12 protein-coding genes are annotated in these 21601 nt (G+C 69.3%); 4 read left to right on the forward strand and 8 right to left on the reverse strand.

The features are described 5' to 3' along the window. The 7 genes from K6V06_RS19040 to K6V06_RS19070 form a co-directional block, all read right to left on the reverse strand. Positions 1-5194 (reverse strand): non-ribosomal peptide synthetase (locus K6V06_RS19040; protein ID WP_222245703.1); only part of this gene is annotated, 5194 nt, incomplete at its 3' end. 36 nt (positions 5195-5230) lie between these two features. Next, positions 5231-8449 carry a non-ribosomal peptide synthetase gene (locus tag K6V06_RS19045; RefSeq protein WP_222245704.1) on the reverse strand — a complete coding sequence of 1073 codons (3219 nt, stop codon included), beginning with the start codon at positions 8447-8449 and terminating at the stop codon, positions 5231-5233. 3 nt (positions 8450-8452) lie between these two features. Further along, positions 8453-12994 (reverse strand): condensation domain-containing protein, encoded by a 4542-nt coding sequence (locus tag K6V06_RS19050; protein WP_222245705.1) that lies wholly within the window; start codon positions 12992-12994, stop codon positions 8453-8455. An 86-nt stretch (positions 12995-13080) separates the two neighbouring features. Next, positions 13081-13863, reverse strand: a complete 783-nt coding sequence (locus K6V06_RS19055) for a thioesterase II family protein (protein WP_222245706.1) — start codon at positions 13861-13863, stop codon at positions 13081-13083. Positions 13864-13865: 2 nt separating this feature from the next. After that, positions 13866-14087 carry an MbtH family protein gene (locus K6V06_RS19060; protein ID WP_222245707.1) on the reverse strand — a complete coding sequence of 74 codons (222 nt, stop codon included), beginning with the start codon at positions 14085-14087 and terminating at the stop codon, positions 13866-13868. Positions 14088-14529: 442 nt separating this feature from the next. Continuing rightward, a complete protein-coding gene (locus K6V06_RS19065; protein WP_222245708.1) occupies positions 14530-14973 on the reverse strand; it encodes a DUF2231 domain-containing protein in 444 nt (147 codons plus the stop codon). 71 nt (positions 14974-15044) lie between these two features. Then, complete coding sequence (locus K6V06_RS19070) at positions 15045-15968, reverse strand: tripartite tricarboxylate transporter substrate binding protein (protein WP_222245752.1); 924 nt, start codon at positions 15966-15968, stop codon at positions 15045-15047. A gap of 361 nt (positions 15969-16329) precedes the next feature. On the opposite strand from K6V06_RS19070, the gene K6V06_RS19075 reads away from it, so the two are divergent. The 3 genes from K6V06_RS19075 (at position 16330) to K6V06_RS19085 (ending at position 19706) form a co-directional block, all read left to right on the forward strand. Continuing rightward, positions 16330-17481, forward strand: a complete 1152-nt coding sequence (locus K6V06_RS19075) for an acyl-CoA dehydrogenase family protein (protein WP_222245709.1) — start codon at positions 16330-16332, stop codon at positions 17479-17481. Further along, positions 17478-18554, forward strand: coding sequence for an acyl-CoA dehydrogenase (locus K6V06_RS19080; RefSeq protein ID WP_222245710.1), 1077 nt, complete (start codon positions 17478-17480; stop codon positions 18552-18554). The genes K6V06_RS19075 and K6V06_RS19080 overlap by 4 nt, the downstream gene beginning before the upstream one ends. A gap of 180 nt (positions 18555-18734) precedes the next feature. After that, positions 18735-19706 carry a tripartite tricarboxylate transporter substrate binding protein gene (locus K6V06_RS19085; protein ID WP_222245711.1) on the forward strand — a complete coding sequence of 324 codons (972 nt, stop codon included), beginning with the start codon at positions 18735-18737 and terminating at the stop codon, positions 19704-19706. A 5-nt stretch (positions 19707-19711) separates the two neighbouring features. Here the strand turns inward: K6V06_RS19085 and K6V06_RS19090 are convergent, their stop codons facing one another. Next, on the reverse strand, positions 19712-20686 hold the full coding sequence (locus tag K6V06_RS19090; protein ID WP_222245712.1) for a LysR family transcriptional regulator: 975 nt from the start codon (positions 20684-20686) through the stop codon (positions 19712-19714). Positions 20687-20800: 114 nt separating this feature from the next. Between K6V06_RS19090 and K6V06_RS19095 the strand changes: the two genes are divergently transcribed. Beyond that, the gene (locus K6V06_RS19095) at positions 20801-21601 is read left to right on the forward strand and encodes an enoyl-CoA hydratase/isomerase family protein (protein ID WP_222245753.1); all 801 of its coding nucleotides are present in this window, start codon (positions 20801-20803) and stop codon (positions 21599-21601) included.

Below are 21601 nucleotides of genomic sequence, written 5' to 3' on the forward strand. Positions count from 1 at the left end.
CGGCAAAGCGGCCGGCGGTAGCGGGCAGCGCTTCGCCGGCATAGTGGCGCAGCACTTCGCCGAGCAGCTGCGCGGTGCTCCAGCCATCGAGCAGCAGATGGTGTACGGTCCAGACCAGATGGTGGCGTGCTTCGCCGGTGCGCAACAGCGCGAGGCGCATCAGCGGCGGGCGCTCCAGGTCGAAGCGCTCGGCCAATTGCTCGGCGGCGAAGCGGTCCAGATCGTCTTGCCTGCTTTCGCGCCAGTCCTCGACGCGCACCGGCAGCGTGACGTCACGTGCGATCCACTGCAGCGGTTGTTCGCCGCGATGCACGAAGCCGGCGCGCAGGCTGTCGTGCCGTGCCAGCGCGGCGTGCCACGCGGCGGTGAAGCGAGCAGGATCGAGCCCGTCGATATCGACGCGCAGCTGGTTGGTGTAGGCGCTGCCGTCCGGCGCATAGACGCTGTGGAACAGCATGCCGGCCTGCATCGGCGAGAGCGGGTAGAGATCCTGCAACCGGGCCGGGTCCAGACCGAGCGCATCGAGCCCGTCCTGCGTCAGCCGTGCGAGCGGGAAGTCGGACGGCGTGACGCCGCTGGTGCCGCTGGCGCCGCTGGTGCAATGCGCGATCAGCGCCTGCAATTCCTGCTGCAACGCATGGGCAATGCGCTGCACCGTGGCGCGGCGATGGCGAGCCAGACTGAAGGCCAGTGTCAGGCGCAGCTGGCCATCGAATACCTGCCCGCTGACAGACAGCGGATGCGACAGCGGCGCCGACGGGTCCTGACTGCTGCCGGACGAATCGGGAGACGGCCGCCACGGCGAATCGGCGGCGAAGCTGCCGTCGAACTGGCCCAGATAGTTGAACACGACATTCGGCTTCGGTACGCCGGACAGCGCGGCCTGCTGCTGGGGCGTGCCGAGCCGGCGCAGCAGTCCGAAGCCGATGCCGTCGCCGGGGACAGCGCGCAGCTGTTCCTTGACGGCCCGGATGGCGTCGCCGAGGTCGCCGGTGCCATCGAGTGCGACGGGATACATCGTGGTGAACCAGCCGACGGTGCGGCTCAGGTCGAGCGTGTCGTCGATGCCGGCGCTGCGGCCATGGCTTTCCAGGTCGATCAGCACCCGAGAACGTCCGGTCCAGCGGGACAAGGCCCGTGCGAGGGCGGTCAGCAGAAGATCGTTGACGCGAGTCCGGTAGGCCGCTGGGGCTCGCTGCAGCAGCGCCTGTGTCAGCTCGGCCGGCAGGGTCAGTGTCACGCTGTCGCGTTCGGCTACCGTCATGGCACCGCCGGCGTGGTCGCACGGCAGCGTTCCGTCGGCATCCTGCAGCGCCAGCCAGTAGGGCAGTTCGTCACTCCTGCGCTCAGTAGCAGCCCGCAGCGCCTGGGACCACTGCTGATACGACGCGGTCCGTGCCGGCAGCGACGGCGCCTGGCCGCTGGCACGCTGTCGGTACGCGGTGAGCAGGTCATCGATCAGCACCCGCCACGACACACCGTCGACCACGAGATGATGGGCGACCAGCAGCAGTTGCCAGCGCTCGCCCATCTGCAGCGCGACGGCGCGGAACACGGGGCCTTGCGCAAGATCGAGACTGCGCTGCGCGGCGTCGCAATGGGCGAGCCGTTCCTCCTCGGAGCGCGCTTCACGCGTCCATAGCGAATCGGGGCCGGCGTCTTCTGCATGGCGCTGCGTCCACTGGCCATCCTCCAGGAGGTAGCGCAAGCGCAGCGCATCGTGGTGGGCCACCAGGTCATGCAGCGCCATGGCCAGCGGCTGCAATTGCAACGGCTCGCGGCAATCCAGCAGTACCGACTGGTTCCAGTGATCGCGCCGCGCCAACGGCATGGCGAAGAAATCGGACTGGATCGGCAGCAGCGGCACGACGCCGGTGGGAGCGCTGCTTTCGCCCTGCGCATCGACGCCGACCGCTTGCACCACGGCAGCCAGTTCCGCCAGCGTCTGCCGCTCGAACAGCTGCCGCGGCGTCAGCATCCAGCCGGCTGCACGCGCTCGCGCGACGATCTGCAGGCTGAGGATCGAATCGCCGCCCAGCTCGAAGAAGTTGTCGTTGCGGCCGATCTGCGGCAAGCCCAGCACCTCGGCCCAGATTTCGGCCAGCGCCGACTCCGCCGCGCCGGTGGGCGCGACGAATTCCTGGGCGCTGTCGAACGCCGGTGCGGGCAGTGCACGCCGGTCCAGCTTGCCGTTGGGCGTCAGCGGCAGCGCGTCGACGATGACAAAGGCGGCCGGCACCATGTAGTCGGGCAACTGAGCCGACAGGGCGGCACGAAGCTGCGCCACGTCGATAGCGGATCCAGCGCAGGGCACGACGTAGGCCACCAGTCGCGCACCCGACGGGCCGTCCACCGCAAGCACGGCCGCGTTGCCGAGCCCCGGCTGCGCCATGATCCTGGCCTCGATCTCGCCCGGCTCGATGCGAAAGCCGCGGATCTTCAGCTGCTGGTCGATGCGACCGAGGTATTCGAGCTGGCCATCGGGCAACCAGCGCGCAAGGTCGCCGGTGCGGTACAGCCGCGCGCCTTCGGCCGCGAAGGGATCGGGCACGAAGCGCTCGGCGGTCAGCGCCGGCCGGTTCAGGTAGCCGCGCGCCAGCCCGTCGCCGCCGATATACAACTCGCCAGCGACGCCGGGCGGCACCAGGTTCATGCCGGCATCGAGCACCCGAATCCCGAGGTCGGGGATACGATCGCCAATGGGACTGCGCGCGCCGCTGGCCGGGTCCAGATCGTCGAGCGTGATGGGGCGATAGGTGACATGCACGGTGGTTTCCGTGATGCCGTACATATTGACCAGCCGCGGCGACGCATCGCCGACGCGCTCCAGCCAGGGCCGCAGCGCCTGTGGGTCCAGCGCCTCACCGCCGAAAATGACATGGCGCAACGCCAGCGGCTCGTCGTAGATGTCCGGCTGCGCGATCAGCGCGCGGAAAGCGGACGGCGTCTGGTTCAGCACCGTCACCCGCTCCCGCCGCAGCAACGCGAGAAACTCCTGCGGCGTCCGGCTGACCAGCCACGGCACGATCACCAGCTGGCCGCCATGGCAAAGCGCGCCGAAGATTTCCCAGACGGAGAAGTCGAAGGCGTACGAGTGGAACAGCGTCCAGACGTCGTCGGCACCGAAGCCAAACCAGCGCTGCGTCGCCGCGAACAGGCGGGACAGGTTGCCGTGCTGCAATTGCGCCCCCTTGGGACGGCCGGTGGAACCCGAGGTGTAGATCACGTATGCCAGATGGCCGGCGCGCACCTCCACTGCGGGAGGATGGTCCTGGACCTGCGCGTCGTCAGCGCCATCGTCGAGCATCAGTACTGGAAGGCCGTCGCGCTCGGGCAGCAGGTGCCGCAACGCGGGCTGGGTCAGCAGAACGGCTATGCCGCTGTCCTCGAACAGATAGGCCAGCCGTTCGGCGGGATAAGCCGGATCGAACGGTACGTAGGCGCCGCCCGCCTTGAGAATGGCAAGCAGGCCGACGATCATCTCCGGAGACCGCTCCACGGCGATGCCGACGCGCACCTCCGGCCCGACACCCAGCGCGACGAGGCGATGCGCCAGTCCGTTGGCGCGCCTGTCCAGTTCGCCGTAGGTCACCGTAACCTCGCCGAAGCGCAGCGCGATCGCGTCCGGACGCAGCGCTGCCTGCCGCTCGATCTGGCGGTGCACGGGCTCGCCGCCTGCCTCGCATGGCTGCGGCTTCCCGGCACGCTGCTGCAATGCCAGCGCAGCATGGTCGTCCGCATCCAGCGGGGCTGCATCGCGGCTGGCGAGCAGCGGCGTGGCCGTCCAGGGCAGGTCCGGCGCTTCCAGCATGCCCGCCAGCTGCGCCAGATAGTGCCGGAGCATCCGCTGCGCGGTGCGCTGCTGGAACTGCGAACAGTCGTACTCGAGATCGATCCGCACGGCATCGGCCTGTGCCTGAACGTCGAGAATCAGGTCGAACTTGGCGCCCGTCGCGCTGGCGTCCACCGCATCCGTATGCACCCCGGGAAATGCCAGTTGCGCCCCTTCCGAACTGGCACGCCAGTTGAACATGACCTGGAACAGCGGGCTGCGCCCGGCATCGCGAGGAACCTGCATGCTGTCGAGCAGCGCTTCGAACGGCAATTCCGCATTGGCCAGCGCACCCAACGTATCGGCGCGCACCTTTTCGCACAGGTTTCTTGCCGTGATGCCGGCAACGGTGCGGGCCGGATAGACATGGGTGTTGGCAAAGAAGCCGACCACCTCGTCCAGCGAGGCGTCGTCGCGACCGGCATGCGGCACGCCGATGGCGAAATCGGACTGTCCGCTGTAGCGGCTGAGCAGCGCCTGCCATGCGGCCAGCAGCACGACGAAGGGTGTACAGCGCTGCGCGGCACAGAACCCGCGCAGCCGCGAGGACAGCGCCGCCGGCAGCGTGGCACCGACACGGCGGGCAATCTGCTTTCCGGTGGCGCGTTCCATCGGGATATCGGTGGGGAGCTGCAGCGCCGGCACATGGCTGCCCAGCTGCTGCCGCCACCAGGCATGCTGCGAATCGAGCGCGCCGCTGTTCATCCTGTCGCGCTGCCGGCGCGCATGGCCGGCGAAAGACGCGGCAGGCGAGGGCAACCGTACCGCCTCGCCTGCCAGCGCCTGCGCATAGGCGCGGGCCAGATCGCGCGCGATGATGGCGTTCGACACCGCGTCCGAGACGATATGGTGCAGCGACAGCAGCAATACGTGATCGTACTCGGCACGCGCCACCAGCGTAGCGCGCAGCAGCGGAGCGCGGCTCAGATCGAAGGGACGCGCCGCCTCCTCGTCGATACGCGCGCGCAGCGGCGCTTCTCCGTGGGCAAGCACGGCATGCGACATCTCGAAGGCGGCTTCGGCATCGACGATCTGGCGCGGCAAGCCGTCGCCTGGACCTTCGCCTGGTACAAAACGCGTGCGCAGCGCGGGATGGCGCGCGATGACGCCACGAAAAGCCGCTTCCAGCGCCTGCCGGTCGAGACTGCCGCGCAGCACGAAGGCGCGCGTTTGGTTGTAGGCGGTGCTGTCCGGCTCGTACTGCAGCAGGAACCAGAGCCGTTGCTGAGAGAACGACAGTGGCGCGTCGCCGTGACCCGGATCGGCGTCGGCGAAGGCCAGCGCGCCGTCCTGATCGGCATCCTGTTCGAGCAGCAGGGCCAGCAGCGCCGCGTCGTGCGCGGAGGACGAGGATGACGTCATGAATGCGATTCCGGATGAGGATTCAAGTGAGGCGGGTCAGGCGGGGCTGTCGACTGCGGTGCCGGCCGAGGCTCGCAGCGCGGCGCGCGCCTCGGGCGACATCGTTGCCAGTTGCCGTTGCAGCGCGGCCAGCGTTTCCAGGGCGGCGCGGTTGTCGGCCCGGGCGTCCAGCGCGCAGGCCAGCGCCGCGGCGCTGGGCGCATCGAACACCACGGCCGGTGCGATCTCCAGCTTCAGCAGCTTGCGGATGCGGGCGACCAGCTTGATCACCAGCAGCGAATGCCCGCCTGCCTCGAACAGGTCATCCTGTACGCCCAGTTGCGGCGCCTCCAGCAGCTCGCGCATCTGGTCCAGCAGCAGCGCTTCCAGCGCAGTGGCGGGTTCGCGTCCCGGCGCTGCGTCGTCCCGGTGCGCGAAGGCTGACTGCATCAACGCCGCACGGTCCACCTTGCCGTTCGGCAGGCGGGGCAGCGACGCGACCGCGAACCACTGCGCCGGAATCATCGGTTCCGGCAGACGCTCGGCCAGCGCCTGGCGCAGCGCCTTGCGATGGGCGGCGGACAGTGGCACGTTGGACGGATCGTCGGGGACCAGCCATGCGGCAAGGCAGGGCGGCTCGCCGGGCATGACGAACGGCATGACCAGCGCCTGCCGCACGCCGGGCAATTTCGCCAGCGCATGTTCGATCTCGCCGCATTCGATGCGAAAGCCCCGGACCTTCAGCTGGCCGTCGGCGCGGCCGAGCAGTTCGATGCCGCCTTGCGGCAGGTAGCGGGCCCGGTCGCCGCTGCGATACAGGCGCTGGCCGGCACGCGTGGGGTGCGGCAGAAAGGGATCGTCTGGCGTGGCCGGGGTATGGCCCAGGGCGGTGCGGCCCAGATAGCCGTCGCACAACTGGGCGCCGCCAAGAACCAGTTCGCCGGTCTCTCCCGTTGCCGCGAGGTGGCCGGCCGCGGTGCGCACCTGCGCTTCGCAGTTCGCCAGTACGCGCGTCAGCGGCAGCGGTTCGCCGGTCAGCGACTGCGCGCTGCCGGCGTCATGAACGAGGATGCCGACGGTCGCCTCTGTCGGTCCATAGTGGTTGCAGACGCGCGCCTGCGGCGCACGCTCGCGCAGACGCGACAGTAGCGCCGGCGAGGCCGCTTCGCCGCCGAGCACGATGACGGTACCCGCTGGCAGCGGCAGCGCGCCGCCGTCACCGTCGATCAGTGCATCCAGATGGGAAGGCACGATCTTCAGGCACTGCACGCGCTCCCGGGCGAGGAAGGCGGCGAAGCTTGCGGCGTCGCGCATATCGCCTTCGTCCGCCACGCACAGGCATGCGCCATGCCAGAACGCCCCGAACAGCGTGGTGTTGCCCAGGTCAGCGGCGACGGTCGATGTCAGTGCGAACCGTTGGCAGGTGTCCAGCTTCAGCGCGTCGCCCGACGCGGCCGCGTAGTTCAGCAATGCACGGTGCGACACGGCAACGCCCTTGGGCGTGCCGGTCGAGCCCGACGTGTACAGGATGTACGCGGGCTGCGCAGCGTCGAGCGGAGGCAGGGCGCGGCTCGCGCCGGCTTCCGCCCCAGCTGGCGACCCTTTTGACCAACCATCGAGCGCCGCGACATCGACATGGCGCGCGGGACCCTGCACGACTGGCAGGTGGGACGCGTCGGTCAGCACCAGCGCGGCCCCGGCGGCGCCAAGGATCGAAGCTCGCCGCGCGGCCGGCCAGGCCGGGTCCAGCGGCAGATAGGCGCCGCCCGCCCGCATCACCGCGAGCAGGGCCACCACGAGATCGGCGCTGCGGGGCAGCAACAGGCCGACCGGATCGCCGGGCTTCACGCCGAGCCCGATCAGGCGGGAAGCGAGCGCATCGACGCGGCGATTCAGTTCCCCGTAGTTCCATTGCAGGCCGGGCGCCGACAGCGCGGGCTCCAGCGGCCGCTCTCGGCCCCACTGCACGAGGCGGTCCGGCAGCAACGGTGTGCCGGCAACCAACGCCGGCACATGCATCGCCTCCGCACGCGCCGCGTCTGCGACGGTAGCCAGCGGCAGCGCTTCGATCGGCGTGTCCGCGTGCATGCGCAGCGTGCGCAGCAGAGTGGCGTACCCATCCAGCAGGCAGGCCATTGCATCGGCACGATAGCGCTGGGCGTCGTAGTGCAGCGTCATCTGCACCGCAGCGTCCGCTTCGCTGCTGCGGACCTCCAGCGCCAATTCGAACCCCGGCACCAGCGAGTCCACTGCCTGCACCCGCCACCGCAGCCCTGCCTGGTCTACAGCAGCTACATCGCTGGCCATCGCGAAGCCCACCCGGCCCGGCTGACCGGCGGCTGCGTCGGGCGGGCAGTGTTCGCGCCAGTCCAGATGCTGCTCGCATTGCCCGGCCAATTGCGCCAGCCATGCTGCAAACGGCGCGCGAGGGTCAGGGTCGATCGCCACGGGCAACACGGCTTCATAACGGCCAACGCTACCCGCCAGCGCCTCGAAATCGGCGCGGCAGTCGTGCTGCCAGCCGCCACAGAATTCACCGGCCGGATCCATCCGTGCCAGCAGCAGCCACCAGGCGGCTTGCAGCACCACAGGCAGCGGTTGCCCCAGCGTGCCGGCCCAGTCGCGCAGTGCAGCAGCTTCGCCCGCTTCGAGAGGGACAGACTCGTTGGCAAGCGCAGCGGCGCCCGCAATGCCGCCCCGGCGCCACGGCAAGCGTGGGGCATTCAGTGTTGCAATGCGCTGCTGCACCTGAGCCCAGTATTCGCCGCCCGATTCCCGATTCTCCTGCGCCAGAGCCGCGGTCCAGTCCAGATAGTCGGCAAACGAAAGCGCGGAGTCGTCGCCCGGCAAGGCATCGGCGCAGGCTTGCGCCAGTTCACCGACCAACGTCTTCAGGCTGGCGCCATCGAGAGCGAGCGGATGGGCGGACAGCGTCAACCGGTGCCGTTCGGGGCCGAGCGAGTCGAGCCTAGCCTGCAGGGAGGGTGCGGCGTCGCCAGGCCGGATGGCGTCGGCCAGCAGCGGCGGTACGTCAGCGAATTGCTGGCGCAGGCCGAGCAGGCCATCGACCTGGCCAAACACCAGTCCGCTGGCGGGATGCCGAGCGGCAATGGCGAGCAAGGCCTGACGCAGGCGCTCGGGGTCGAGCACCCCGTCGATGGTGGCGGTCAGCGTCACGGGCAGCAATGCGGATGTGCCGCCTTGCTTTGCCAGCGCCAGTTGTTCGCGGCCCAGCATCTGCGCGTGCAGGGCGAAGTCGGACGTCGGAGCGTTCATCGTTCAGCCCTCCACCGTGGCGGCAGCCGGCACGCCGGCCGCGGGAACGCGAGCCGACCCCGCCAGCGGTACCAGGTCCTTGCGCTCGAACATCGCGCCCATCGCCACCACGATCTTGCGCGGGCCCTGATAGGGATCGCGTGCGTGCGCGGCCAGCATGTTGTCGAGCATCACCACATCGCCCTGACGCCAGTCGAATCGGACGGCGCAAGCCTCGTACAGCTCACCGACCAACGCCATCACATCGTCGCCGATCGGGCTGCCATCGCCGAACGTGACCTGGCGCGGCATGCGTTCCGGGCCGACGATCTCCAGCAGGTCGCGCCGCACCTCGAGGTCCAGGCAGGCGGTGTGATGCAGCTGAACCTGATTGAAGAAACTGCGCTCGCCGGTGACCGGGTGGGCGATCACGGCCGGGCACAGCTCGCGCGTCTGCAGCGTTTCAGCGTCAAGCCACGCGAAGTCGGTGCCCGATGCGCGCAGCCGTGCTTCGACTTCGTCGCGGGAATCGGTCCGGAAGAAGTCGCGCCAGCTGACATCCAGCTTGTCGTTGAAGGTGCGGACATAGCGCAGGCCCTTGCGCTCGAACTGCTCGGCCAGTTCGGCCGGCAGGCGGCGAAGCATCTCGCGGCAATCGACGATGGGCGTGGCGCCTCCGGCTGGAGAGGGCAGCTCGCAGAAGAACCACTGCTTGCGCGGCCATCGCGACAGGTGCGCGCTTTCGTTGTGAAACAGGATCATCTCGCGCTCGGGATACGGCGTGGAGCGGTAGGTGTTGCGCCCGCCTTCCTTCTTCGGCAGGTCGCCGTAGCTGCCGTACAGGGCTGGCTCGATCGCTTCCGCGAATGCCTCGAATTCCTGGGGCGTGCGCAGCGCGAAGCCGCGCAGCAGGATGCCGCCGTGGCGGCACAGCGTCGATTCGATGGTGTTCCGCTGCGCATGGGCCCACGCGACCGGATCGAGGTCCGAGCTGGCCGGCTCGATGACGATGGGGAACGTCCTGTCCGGTGCGAGGAACGACGTGGTGACGAGCGGTCCGGCGGCGGTATGCGGCACCGCCGGCTCGGCGCCGCGGCGCGGCAACATCGCGAGCTTGCCCAGCTTGTCGAGCTTGCTGGGTCTGGAGACGGGTATGGAATGCATGGCTGCCCTATCGGAAGCGGGTTCGCAAAGGCCGGCCGGCACGGTGTAGCCGGACAGCGCGAGGGTGGGATCGGCCAGCGCCTGCGCCAGCAGGGCGCCATAGGCATCGGCAAGCTGCTGCACGTTGTCGCGTGGGAAGAGCGCCGCGGCATAGACCCATTCGGCGCGCAGGCCGTCGGCATGCGGGTCGAGAAACACAGCAAGGTCGAACTTCGCCGCGTGCACCGGCGCCGGCATGCGCTCGATCTGCAGGCCTGCCATCGCTGGCGCGTCGGCTGGCGTGTTCTGCAGCACGAACAGCACCTGCACCAGCGGATGCCAGGCCCGCTCACGCGGCGCGCCCACGGCCTCGACGATCTGCTCGAACGGCAGCGCCTGATGGTCGAAGGCGGACAGGGTCCGGTCCCGCACCTGTTCGAGCAGCTCGGTGAAGCGCATCTGCGCGGTGCATTGCACGCGAAGCGGCAACACGTTGACGAAGAAGCCGATCAACCCTTCGAGCTCGCGGCGAGTCCGCCCGGCCACGTCGATGCCCACCAGCTGGTCCTTCGCGCCGCCCAGCCGATGCAGCAGCAGATGGAAGGCGGCCAGCAGCACCATGTACGGAGTGGCGCCATGGGCGCGGGCCACCTCGGCGGCCTGGTCGAGCAGATTGCGCGGCAGCACGCTGTAGCAGGCCGCGCCCTCGCTCGACGCGACCGGAGGGCGGCGCTTCGGCGTCGGCAGTGTCGGCGTGCGTGGCGCGCGGTCCAGTGCGGCCCGCCACCATGCCGCCTCGGCCTGGCGTTGCGGCTCGTGCTGTGCGGCCTGCTGATGCACCGCGTAGTCGATGTACTGAATGGGGAGCGGGGGCAGCGCGGCCGCGGTTGTTGCCACGGCAGCGTTGTAGCCGGCGGCGAATTCGCCCAGCAGCACGCCGACCGACCAGCCGTCCCCGGCGATATGGTGCAGCGTCAGCAGCAGCGCATGATCGTCAGGGGCAAGCCGCACCAGACGCGCGCGCAGCAGCGGCGGCCGCGACAGATCGAAGGGTGCGCGCGCCTGCCCGGCCGCGAGCGCCTGCAGTTCGGCATCGCGCTGCGCCGGGCTCAGCGCGGACAGGTCGCTAAGCGGCAATGGCAGCGCGACTTTCGTTGCGTCGATGTGCGCGTACGGTGCGCCGTTCGCGTCGGACGGATAACCGGTTCGCAGGATTTCGTGTCGTGCCACCAGCGCGTCGAGGCTCGCCTGCACCGCAGCCACGTCGAGCGGGCCGCGCAGGCGCAGCCCGCCCGCCATATTCCAGCTCCAGCGGTCGGCCTCGGCGGCGATGCGGTCGGCCAGCCAAAGGCGATGCTGGGCAGGCGACAGCGGCATCTCCGGCTGGCGCGCGGCCGTGCCGATCGGTGCGAGGGCATCCGCGTCCTGCCGCCCGTCCTGCCGCGCGTCGACTGCGGCGGCCAGCCCGGCCAGCGTCGGATGATCGAAGGGCAACCGCATCGGCACGGCGGCCCCGAACCGTTCCCGCAGCCTGGCCACCAGTCGCGCGGCTGCCAGCGAGTTGCCGCCGCTGGCGAAGAAGTGAGCGTGCCGGTCTTGCGGCGCCACGCCAAGCAGTTCCAGCCAGAGCGCCGCGACGGCCTGCTCGGTCGCGCCTTGCGGAGCCTGCCCCGCCTGCGGCGGCGCACCGTCCACGCCCGTGCCGCCGCGCATGAAGCGCCCGTGCGCCCAGACCGCGCAGGCATCCAGGCTGTCGTCCAGCCAGCCGCGCCGGCATGCACTGCGCTGCAGCTTGCCGCTGGTGGTCTTGGGCAATCCGCCGGGATTGAGCAGCATCGCCACGGCCAGCGGCTCGCCGCATGCGGCTCCGACGGCCTCGGCAAGCGCTTGCACCAGCGCCACGTGGCCGACGCGCTTCTGGTCCGGCCGCGAGATCTCGACGGCCACGCCGACGGACTCGCCATCCGGGCCGTCCACCGCGAACGCCGCAACCCGCCCACGGCGCGCGCTCGGCACCGCGTCCTCGACCGCGCGCTCGATATCCTGCGGATAAAGGTTCTGGCCGCGCACGATGATCAGATCCTTGCGGCGGCCGGCGATATAGAGCTGCCCGTGATGGTGCAGGCCCAGATCTCCGGTACGCAGCCAGCGGCCACTGGCGCCATCGCCGACCAGGCTAGCGGCGGTGGCTTCGTCATTGCGCCAGTAGCCGGCCGCGATGCTGGGCCCCGCGATCTGGATCTCGCCGACCACGCCGTCGGCGAGCTCGCGCCCCTCGGCATCGACAATCCGTATCCGGTGTCCGGCGTGAGCGAAGCCGCAGCCCACCAGCTCCATTCCGGACGGCGCGGTCTGCGCTCGCCCCGCGGCCAGCGCTGCCGCGTCGAAATGCGCGTGGACCATGCCGTCGCCGCGCACGCCGCCGGTGGCAAACAGCGTTGCCTCGGCCAATCCGTAGCAGGGATACAGCGCCCGCTCGTTGAAGCCACAGTGCGTGAAGCGCTCGACGAAGGCGCGCAGCGTATCGGCACGAACCGGCTCGGCACCGGAGAAGGCCACGGCCCAGCTCGACAGGTCGATGTCCTGCAGCTGACTGTCGCGCACCCGCTCGATGCACAGGCGATAGGCGAAGTCCGGCCCGCCAGACAGGGTGCCGCGATGGCGGCTGATGGCCTGCAGCCATCGCACCGGCCGCTCGAGGAAGAACTGGGGCGACATCAGCGCGACCGGGATGCCGCTGAAGATCGGCTGCAACAGGCCGCCGATCAGACCCATGTCGTGATAGAGCGGCAGCCAGCTGACCATCAGATCGCCTTGCCGCACCCGCATGCCCGCCGCGATGGCGACCTCGTTCGCCATCACATTGCCATGGCTGACCATCACGCCCTTGGGGGCGGCGGTCGAGCCGGAGGTGTATTGCAGGAAGGCCAGCGTATCGGGCTGCGCGGCATAAGGCTGCCAGGCCTGCTGCGCGGGCAGGCGCGCCGCGTCGACGGCGACGACAGCCGCCTGCGGTGCGATCGCGGCAAGCGCGTCCCCGTGCGCCGCAATCTGCGCGCTTGTCGTCAGCAGCAGCAGCGGCTGCGCATCGGCGGCAATGGCGCGCAACCGCTCGACCTGCGCGGAACGCACCGCACCGGCCTCGAACGCCGGCACCGCGATCAGGCCGGCGTACAGGCAGGCGAAGAACGCCGTCACATAGTCGATGCCGCTGTCCATCAGCAACAGCGCCCGCTCACCGGGGGATGCGCGGGTTGCGAGATCGGCCGCGAGCGCACGCACCCGCGCGTCGAGCCCGGCATAGTCGTAGCGCGTGTCGCCCTCGGCATCGAGGGTGATCAGCGCGGTGTCGGCGGCGCGCTGCGCGGCCAGCCGGCCAAGATGGGCCACCAGCGTGGCCGGTACGTTCGGATCAGGCTGCATGCTCGGTTCTGGATTGACGGTGGACGTTCTCGGATGCGCTGGCGTCAGCAAGCGGTAGTGCGCGCCATGCTTGGCGCAGCGCTGGTTCAAGCGGGAAGGGACGGACAGGGAACGAAGCGGCTGGCACGCTCGGGCAGCAGCGCGCCCGTGCGCTCGCACAGCGCACCGAGCCGGCGCAACAGTTCCGGCTGGCTCTCGTGCACGAAGAAGTGGCCGCCGGCGAACCAGTCCAGCGTATGGCCGGCGGCGCTCTCCAGCGCCCATGCCCGCAGGTCCGCTTCCCCGATGGGATCGTCGCGTCCGGCAAACACATGCAGCGGCAGCGGTAGCGGTGCAGCGTCGCCGCGGCGGAAGCTCTCGCAGACGCGGTAGTCGGCGTCGAGCACGTCCAGCGTCAGGCGCAGCAGTTCCGCATCGGCGAAGACCGCTTCGGGCGTGCCGCCGTGCTTGCGCAGCTCCGCGGTGAGGGCGGCGTCGCCACGCAGCCTGGCAAAACGGCGGGGGTCGCGCCGGCTCGGTGCGGCGCAGCCGGAAACCACCAGCCAGCGGGGCATGGCAAGTCCGCGTTGCCAAAGCAGATGACAGACACGCCAGGCCAGCAGTCCGCCCATGCTGTGTCCGAACAGCGCGAACGGCGCAGCTCCGGGTCTTTGCGTCGGCTTTCGCGTCAGCTGACGGCACAACTGGTTGGTCATATCGGCGGCCAATGCGTCGAAATCGCGCAGCAGCGGCTCATCAAGCCGAGCTCCACGGCCTGGAGGCTCCAGCGGCACCAGCTCCACGCCGGCGGGCAAGGCCCGCCGCCAGCGCAGATAGGCCGTCGCACTGGCGCCGGCATACGGCAGGCAGAACAGCTGCAGCGCCGGCATGGTCAGGCATCCGCCCGCGTTTGCTCCTCCATGAAGCGGCGCAGGCTCAGCGGCCGCATATCGGTCCAGATGCGCTCGATATGGTCCAGGCACGCCTGCCGCTCCCCGCTGAAACCAGCGGGACGCCAGCCGCCTGGCACCGGCTTCCATTCCGGCCAGATCGAGTACTGCTCTTCATGGTTGACGAGGACGAGAAACGTGGCGTCGTCGCGGTCGAAGCTCATGGCTTGCTTCCGTTCGAGGGTCGGTTGAAGTGCGAATCGCCCGCGCTGACATCGGCGCGGCGGTCATCCCTCTGTTCGACGAAGCGCCTCGGGGAATATTTAGAGGACGGAAGGTGAAGGCAGGGCGCGGAGGAAGGTGCGAGCAGAAGCGCCCGGGCATAAGGGCGGCTCTTGTATGATGGAAGATCTCGGCCACATCCCGCAGCGAGCCGCTGCATCCCCCAATGCTATGGATCGACAAGGCGGGCCAATGGGCGCGGCGCCTGCGCCAGCACGCACTGACGCTATGGTTCTCACGCTCTCATCGGGACACGCCCTGGCATGCCAGGGCCATGGCCGTCGCCGTGGTGGCCTACGCGCCATCGTCATCGTGCTGCTGTGGATACCGGCCGCGGCAGTGTGCATTGTTGCACTGCGCGCCATGCTGCAATGACGCCGCGGGCTACCGGGCCTCGGAATTGCCTCGCGTGTCCACCCCGACGGCATGCTCGTACACCATCTTGCCGCCCAGCCAGCCTGAGGCGCCGAGCAGTGCGATCGAGGCGAGCGACAGCCAAACCAGCATCTCCGAGGGCTGGCGCAGCCGCAGCCACAGGTTGACGATGTAGAGCGCGACCACCGCCAGATTGATCGCCATGTGCATCAACGCGATACGGCGCGGGCGGCCGGACAACGACAGCATGTCGATGGTCCCGGGAACGGCGGCGATCAGCGCGCCGACGATGCCGCCCGCCATGGTGTAGCGGGCCACCACCTCCCAGGCGGGATCGGTGCCGCCGAAGACGCGCACCAGATCGCAGACGAACGAGAATAGCCACAACCCGATGGGGAGCGTGATCAGCATCGGGTGGATTGGGTGCTTGCGGATGCTTGCCGGGGTCTGCATGGTGGTTCCTCCGTACGCGAACAGCTTCGCCCCACGCAACAACCATGCCGCCCGCAGCCAGGCAGGTGAGACTACTGCTTGGGAATCCCGGCCAGCGCCGCCGCGGCGGACCAGCGCTTGATCTCGTCGAGCTGGAACTGGCGCAGCACTTCCGGCCCGCCGGCGAAGATCTGCCCATTGGTGCGGGCAATGAAGGCCTCCGCATCCTTGCCCTTGAAGATCTCCACCGCGGCGTTGCCGAGCCTGGCGACGATCTCGCGCGGCGTTTTGGCCGGAGCGAACAGCGACACCCAATTGACCATGTAGTAATCCTTGAAGCCCAGTTCCTGCAGCGTGGGCACATCGGGCTGGACCGACAGCCGCTTGTCGCCGGCCACTGCGAGGATGCGCGTCTTGCCCGCCTGTGCCAGCGCGGCCGCCGCGGTGTAGTCCGACATGGCGAAGTCCACTTGCCCGCCCGCGAGGTCGGCCACCGCAGGCGCCGCGCCCTTGTACGGGATCGCCACGGCGGTCACGCCCGCCTGCTTCAGGAAGAGCTCGGTCGCGATCTGGTAGGAGGCCGAGCCCGAGCCATAGCTCAGCTTGCCCGGGTTCGCCTTTGCCGCCCGCACGAGATCCTGCACGGTGCGGTAGGGCGAGCTCGCCGGCACCGACAGCACCATGGCGCCGTAGTACAGACGCGCAACCGGCGCGAAGTCCTTGACCGGGTCGTAGGGCAGCGACTTGAACTGCGCCACATTGGTGGCCATCGGCGAATTGCTGGCGAGAAACAGCGTATGCCCGTCCGGATCGGCGCGGGCCACCGCCTGCGCGGCGATGAAGCTGTTGGCGCCGGGCCGGTTCTCCACGACGAAGGACTGGCCGAAGCGCGCCTCCAGCTGTTGGGCGAGGAAGCGTGCAGTACTGTCCGAGCCTGTGCCGGGCGGGAACGACACGATGATCTTCACCGGGCGGCTGGGATAGCTGGCCGCGTCCGCCAGCGCGACGGCGGGCATGCACAGCAGCAACGGCAAGAGCGGCTTCGAGAGGGTACGCAAGGTGGCGCGCAGGAAGAAGCGCATGGACAGGTCTCCTGGCTGGCGGTGTCTCCCGCCCTGATCGTTCGAGGTTGCAGCGTAAGTCTCCTCTTCCGCTGCCCGCAATTCTGTCTCCGGCATATCGACTATGCCGCTGCCGCATGTGCAGGCGCCACGGGGTGACCATGGCACGCACCACCGTCATCGCGCCGGGAGCCGCGCCAGCGGCCGAATTATCGTTATGCCTTCCACGCGATGGATGCAGACCGGGCCTGCCGACTAAGCTGCATCCGTCCTCGCTTCGCAAGCGGCGAGCCAACATCCGAACACAGGAGAGGGCGTGGAGACCGCCAGCAAGATCGTCATTCAACCCGCGGCGCCGGACGGCGACCTCGCCCCGCTGCGGCAGCAGGTGCGCGCATTCCTCGCCCGCACCATCCCGGACCGGCCCGCGCCATTGCGCGCGAAGAGCTGGTCCGGCTACGACCCAGCCTTCAGCCGCGCGCTGGGGGAACAGGGCTGGATCGGCATGACCTGGCCAAAGGCCTACGGCGGTGGCGAGCGGTCCATGCTGGAGCGCTATGTCGTGCTGGAGGAGCTGCTGGCCGCCGGAGCGCCAGTCGGCGGCCACTGGGTGGCCGAACGCCAGAGCGGCCCGCTGCTGATGCGCTATGCCGATCCGGAGGTCGCGCGCGAGATCGTGCCGCGCATCTGCAAGGGCGAGCTGCGGTTCTGCATCGGCATGAGCGAGCCGGACTCCGGGTCGGACCTGGCGTCCATCCGCACCCGCGCCGACCGCGTGGAGGGCGGCTGGGTGGTCAACGGCACCAAGCTGTGGACCTCCAACGCGCACCACTCGCAATACATGATCGCGCTGGTTCGCACCGACCGCAGCGCCGCCGACAAGCACCAGGGGCTGTCCCAGTTCCTGATCGACATGCGCTCGGAGGGCCTGCAGGTACGGCCCATCCGCAATCTCGCCGGGGACGAGGGCTTCAACGAAGTGGTGTTCGACAACGTCTTCGTGCCGCAGCGCATGCTGATTGGCACGGAGGGGGAGGGGTGGGCGCAGGTGACGGCCGAGCTTACCTTCGAGCGCAGCGGGCCGGAGCGCTATCTCAGCAGCTATGCCCTGCTGGCCGAAATGGTGGCGCATGCCGATGCCGACGATCCCCGCCACGCCGTCGAGCTGGGCCACCTGATTGCCGAACTGTCGACGTTGCGCCAGATGTCGCGCGGCATCGCCGCCATGCTGAACCGTGGCGAGAATCCGCAGCTGGCCGCCGCCAACGTCAAGGACCTGGGGGCGCTGTTCGAGCAGCGCATTCCGGAAGTGGCGCACCAGCTGTTCGACCACGCGATGCTGCCGGATGACGACCCCTTCGTCGCCACGCATTGCTATCTGACACAGGTGGTGCCGTCGTTCTCGCTGCGCGGCGGCACCCGCGAGATCCTGCGCGGCATCATTGCCAAGGGGCTGGGAATCCGATGAGCGAACTCCAACAGATGCTGACCGACAGCGCGCAACGGCTGTTCGGCAAGGAAGTCACGGTGGCGCAGATCGAAGCCGCCGAACGGGGGGAATGGCCCGCTCCGCTGTGGCGCACGGTCGAGGACAGCGGGCTGCCGCGCATCTTCGCGCCCGAAGCCGCCGATGGCGCGGAGGCGAGCTGGCTCGAGGCGCTGCCGGCCCTGCTGGCGGCGGGGCGGGCGCTGGCGCCGCTGCCCTTCGTCGATACGGCACTGTGCGGCTGGGTGCTGGCGCGGCTGGCCATGCCCATGCCGGACGGCCCGCTGACGCTCGGACAGCCGTCCTCCGGCGCCGTGGCCAGCAACGGCTCGGGCCAATGGGTGTTCGACGGCGAAGTGCAGGCGCCGTGGGGACGGCATGCCAGCCATGTGTTGCTGCGTGCAGAGGCCGGAGATATTGCCGGAGGCAGCATCTGGCTGCTGTTGCCCACCAGCGGCGCTGCGGTAGAGCCGGGCAAGAACCTCGCGGGCGAACCGCGCGACACGCTGCGCTTCCAGTCGTGCACTGCGATTGCCGCCGCCGACGACGGCGCCGCTGCCGGCCTTGGCGACGACGCCGCGCCCCGGGCGCTCGGCGCGCTTGCCCGCGCGATCCAGATTGCTGGCGTGCTCGAACGCGTGCTGGACCAGACCGTGCAGTACGCCGGCGAACGCACCCAGTTCGGCAAGCCGATCGGCAAGTTCCAGGCGATCCAGCAGCAACTGGCGGTGCTGGCCAACGAGGTGGTCGCGGCGCGCATGGCCGTCGCCACCGCCTGTGCGCAGATGCACGAGCCGGGGTGGTTGTGGCATGCCATGGTGGCCAAGGTGATCTGCGGCCATGCCGCCGGTCGCGTCGCCGCCATCGCGCATCAGGTGCACGGCGCGATCGGCTTTACCTACGAGCACAGCCTGCATTTCGCCACGCGCCGTCTGTGGAGCTGGCGCGCTGAATACGGCAACGAGGCGCACTGGTCGCGGGCCATCGGCGCACGGGCGATCCAGCGTGGCGCGGCTGCGCTGTGGCCGGACATCACGGGCACGAGCGCCAGCTGACATGGATTGAGCGCCTTGCCCTCTGCCCCAGCCCCTCTCCGCCAGGCGGGCGAGGGGAGCAACCCGACGACACATGCCAGGCCAACGGTTTTCCCCTCGCCCCTTCAAGGGAGGAGGGCCGGGGAGAGGGGTTGGTCTTGCAACTGAACCCGCCCACAAAAAAGACAGAGAGGAGACACCATGCGACCACTGGCAAGCCTGCTTGCAGGTCTGATGCTGCTTGCGGCCCACCCCGCGGCCAAGGCGACCGATTCGGCGACGGACTTTCCCTCGAAGCCGATCCGCGTGATCGTGCCGTTCACCTCCGGCAGCGGTTCGGATTCGTCGGCGCGCTATTACGGTGAAGCGCTCGGCAAGGCGCTCGGGCAACCGGTGGTGGTCGAGAACCGCCCGGGGGCCAACGGCGTCATCGGCATCCAGGCGCTGAAGAACGCGCCCGCCGACGGGCACACCATTCTGCTCGCCAGCAACTCGCCGATTTCGGTCAATCCCATCGTCATGAAGAACTTGCCCTACGACCCGATGGCGGACCTGCGCCCCGTCGCCGGGCTGAGCCGCAACATGAACGTCTTCATCACCGCGGTGGACTCGCCGCTCAGGTCGATGGACGACGTCGTCGCCGCGGCAAAGCAGGGCAACGGCCTGCCGGTGGCGACCTACTCGGCGGGCTATCAGCTGGCCGCCGCGTGGTTCGCCAACCTTGCCGGCGCCCGCTTCGTCAACGTGCCCTACAAGGGTCAGGCGCAGATCATGACCGACATCATGGGCAAGCAGCTGCAACTGGCGCTGGTCGACACCGGTGGCGCGCTGACCCTGATCCGGCAGGGCAAGCTGCGCGCGCTGGCGGTGTCCGGCGAGCAGCGTCACCCGGACCTGCCTGACGTGCCGACGGTGCGCGAGCTCGGCTACCCGGACTACCGGCAATACAGCTGGGTTTCGTTCTACGTGCGCGCCGAAACGCCGGACGCGATCACCGACAAGCTGGCCGCGGCGATGCAGCGTGTACTGAAGACGCCCGAATCGCAGGCGTTCATGCGCGCCAAGGGCAGCGACCTGATGCCTTACCCGCCCGCCGAAATGCGCGCGTTCCAGCAGGCAGAAGTGGACCGCTTCCGCCGCGTGGCGGCCGCAGCCGGGATTCGCGCCGAATGAGCGCCCTAGACTGCCAGGCCGCGCGCCACCGACGTCAGCATCGTCCGAAGCAGCGAAACGAAGGGATGCGAATGCACGTTGTTGTGCCAGCACAGATGAACCGGCAGCGACAGCGCGGGGTCGTCGATGGCGATGAATCGCACGCCGGGATGGCGGCACAGCACCGGCGCGAGATAGCGCGGCACCATCGCATACAGATCGGTGCCGGTGATGGCATCGGCCACCGCCAGATAGCTGGTCAGCGTGCAGTCCACCATGCGCTGCACGCCATGCCCGGTGAAGTAGCGGTCCACCATGCGCGTGATCACGCCGAACTGCGAGATGTCGAGGCAAGGCAGGGCGGCGAGGTCGGCGGCGCTGGGCGCATCGCGCAAGCGCGTATTGCCGGCATCGCAGAGGCAGCCGAACTGCGCGTGGAACAGCAGCTCCGAGCGCAACGCATCCGATTCGACAGGATAGAAGGCCACCATCGCGTCGATCGCCCCGCTGGTCATCGCGCTCAGGCCGCTGGGCAACGGCACCGGATGCAGCCGCACACGGGCGCGGGGGGCCACGCGGCGCAGCTCCGCCAGGAAGGCGGGCGCGATCAGCGCCTGCAGGGAGTCGTTGATGCCGATGGCGTAGGAGCCGGTCTCCTGCGCCGGGTCGTAGTGCTCGATCTGCGTGTAGATGCTCTCGATGGTGCGCAGCGCTGCCTCCAGCGCCGGGCGCAGCTCCTGCGCGCGCCGCGTCGGCAGCATCTTCAGGGCGCTCTTGATCAGCAGCGGGTCGCCCAGTTCCTCGCGCAGCCGCTCCAGCATCCGGCTGGTGGACGGCTGGCTGCTGTCCAGCCGCCGCGCCGCTTCGCTGACGCTGTTGGTCTCCAGCAGCGCCGCCAGCACCACCAGCAGGTTCAAGTCCTTCTGCCGCAGTTCCGCCAGCGGCAGGCGCCGCGCATCGCTGGCCCGGGCCGCGGCATCGTCGATATCAACTTGGGTCATGGGAGGACGAGCGCTTCATGTTGAGTCAGGCATAACCGATTATCCAGATCCTTCGCCCCGGCAACCACCGGCACTTTCCCCAAGCCCAGCCGCCCCGCACCCAGGAGCCGCATGATGTCCCAACCCTCTCCCAGTCCGTCTTCGTCGTCGTCCGCACCGGACGCCGTGCATGTCAGCCGCGCCGGCCACGTAGCGACCGTCACGCTGAACCGGCCGCCGCACAACCATGTCGATCCCGGCTGCATGGCCGCGCTTGCAGATGCGCTTGATGAACTCGACCGGGACGACGACTGCCGCGCGGTCGTGCTCGCCGCGCAAGGCAAGTCCTTCTGCGCCGGCGCCGATTTCGGCGCGCAGGATGCCGGCATCGATCGCGATCCGGCTCCGTTCTATCGCCACGCGATGCGGCTGTTCCGCACGCGCAAGCCCATCGTCGCCGCCGTGCACGGGGCAGCGGTGGGCGCCGGCGCGGGGCTGGCGCTGGTCGCAGATTTCCGCGTCACCTGCCGCGAAGCGCGCTTCAGCGTCAATTTCAATCGGCTCGGCTTTCATCCCGGCTTCGGCCTGAGCCTGACGCTGCCACGGCTGATCGGCGAGCAGCGCGCCGCGCTGCTGTTCTATACCGGGCGCCGCATCGACGGCGAAACGGCCGTGCAGATGGGCCTGGCCGACGTGCTGGTGGAGCAGCAGGCCGTGCTGGAGCAAGCCCGCATCCTGGCCGAGGAAATCGCCGCCTCGGCGCCGCTGGCGGTGGAAAGCACCCGCGCCACGCTGCGCGCGGGTCTGGCCGACCGCATCGAAGTCGCCAACCGGCACGAACTGGCGGTGCAGTTGACCCAGTTCCCTACCGAGGATTTCCGCGAGGGCGTGAAGGCGATGGCCGAACGCCGCCTGCCGCAATTTCACCGCCGCTAA

This window comes from Cupriavidus sp. AU9028, assembly GCF_019795295.1.
Lineage (GTDB): Bacteria > Pseudomonadota > Gammaproteobacteria > Burkholderiales > Burkholderiaceae > Cupriavidus.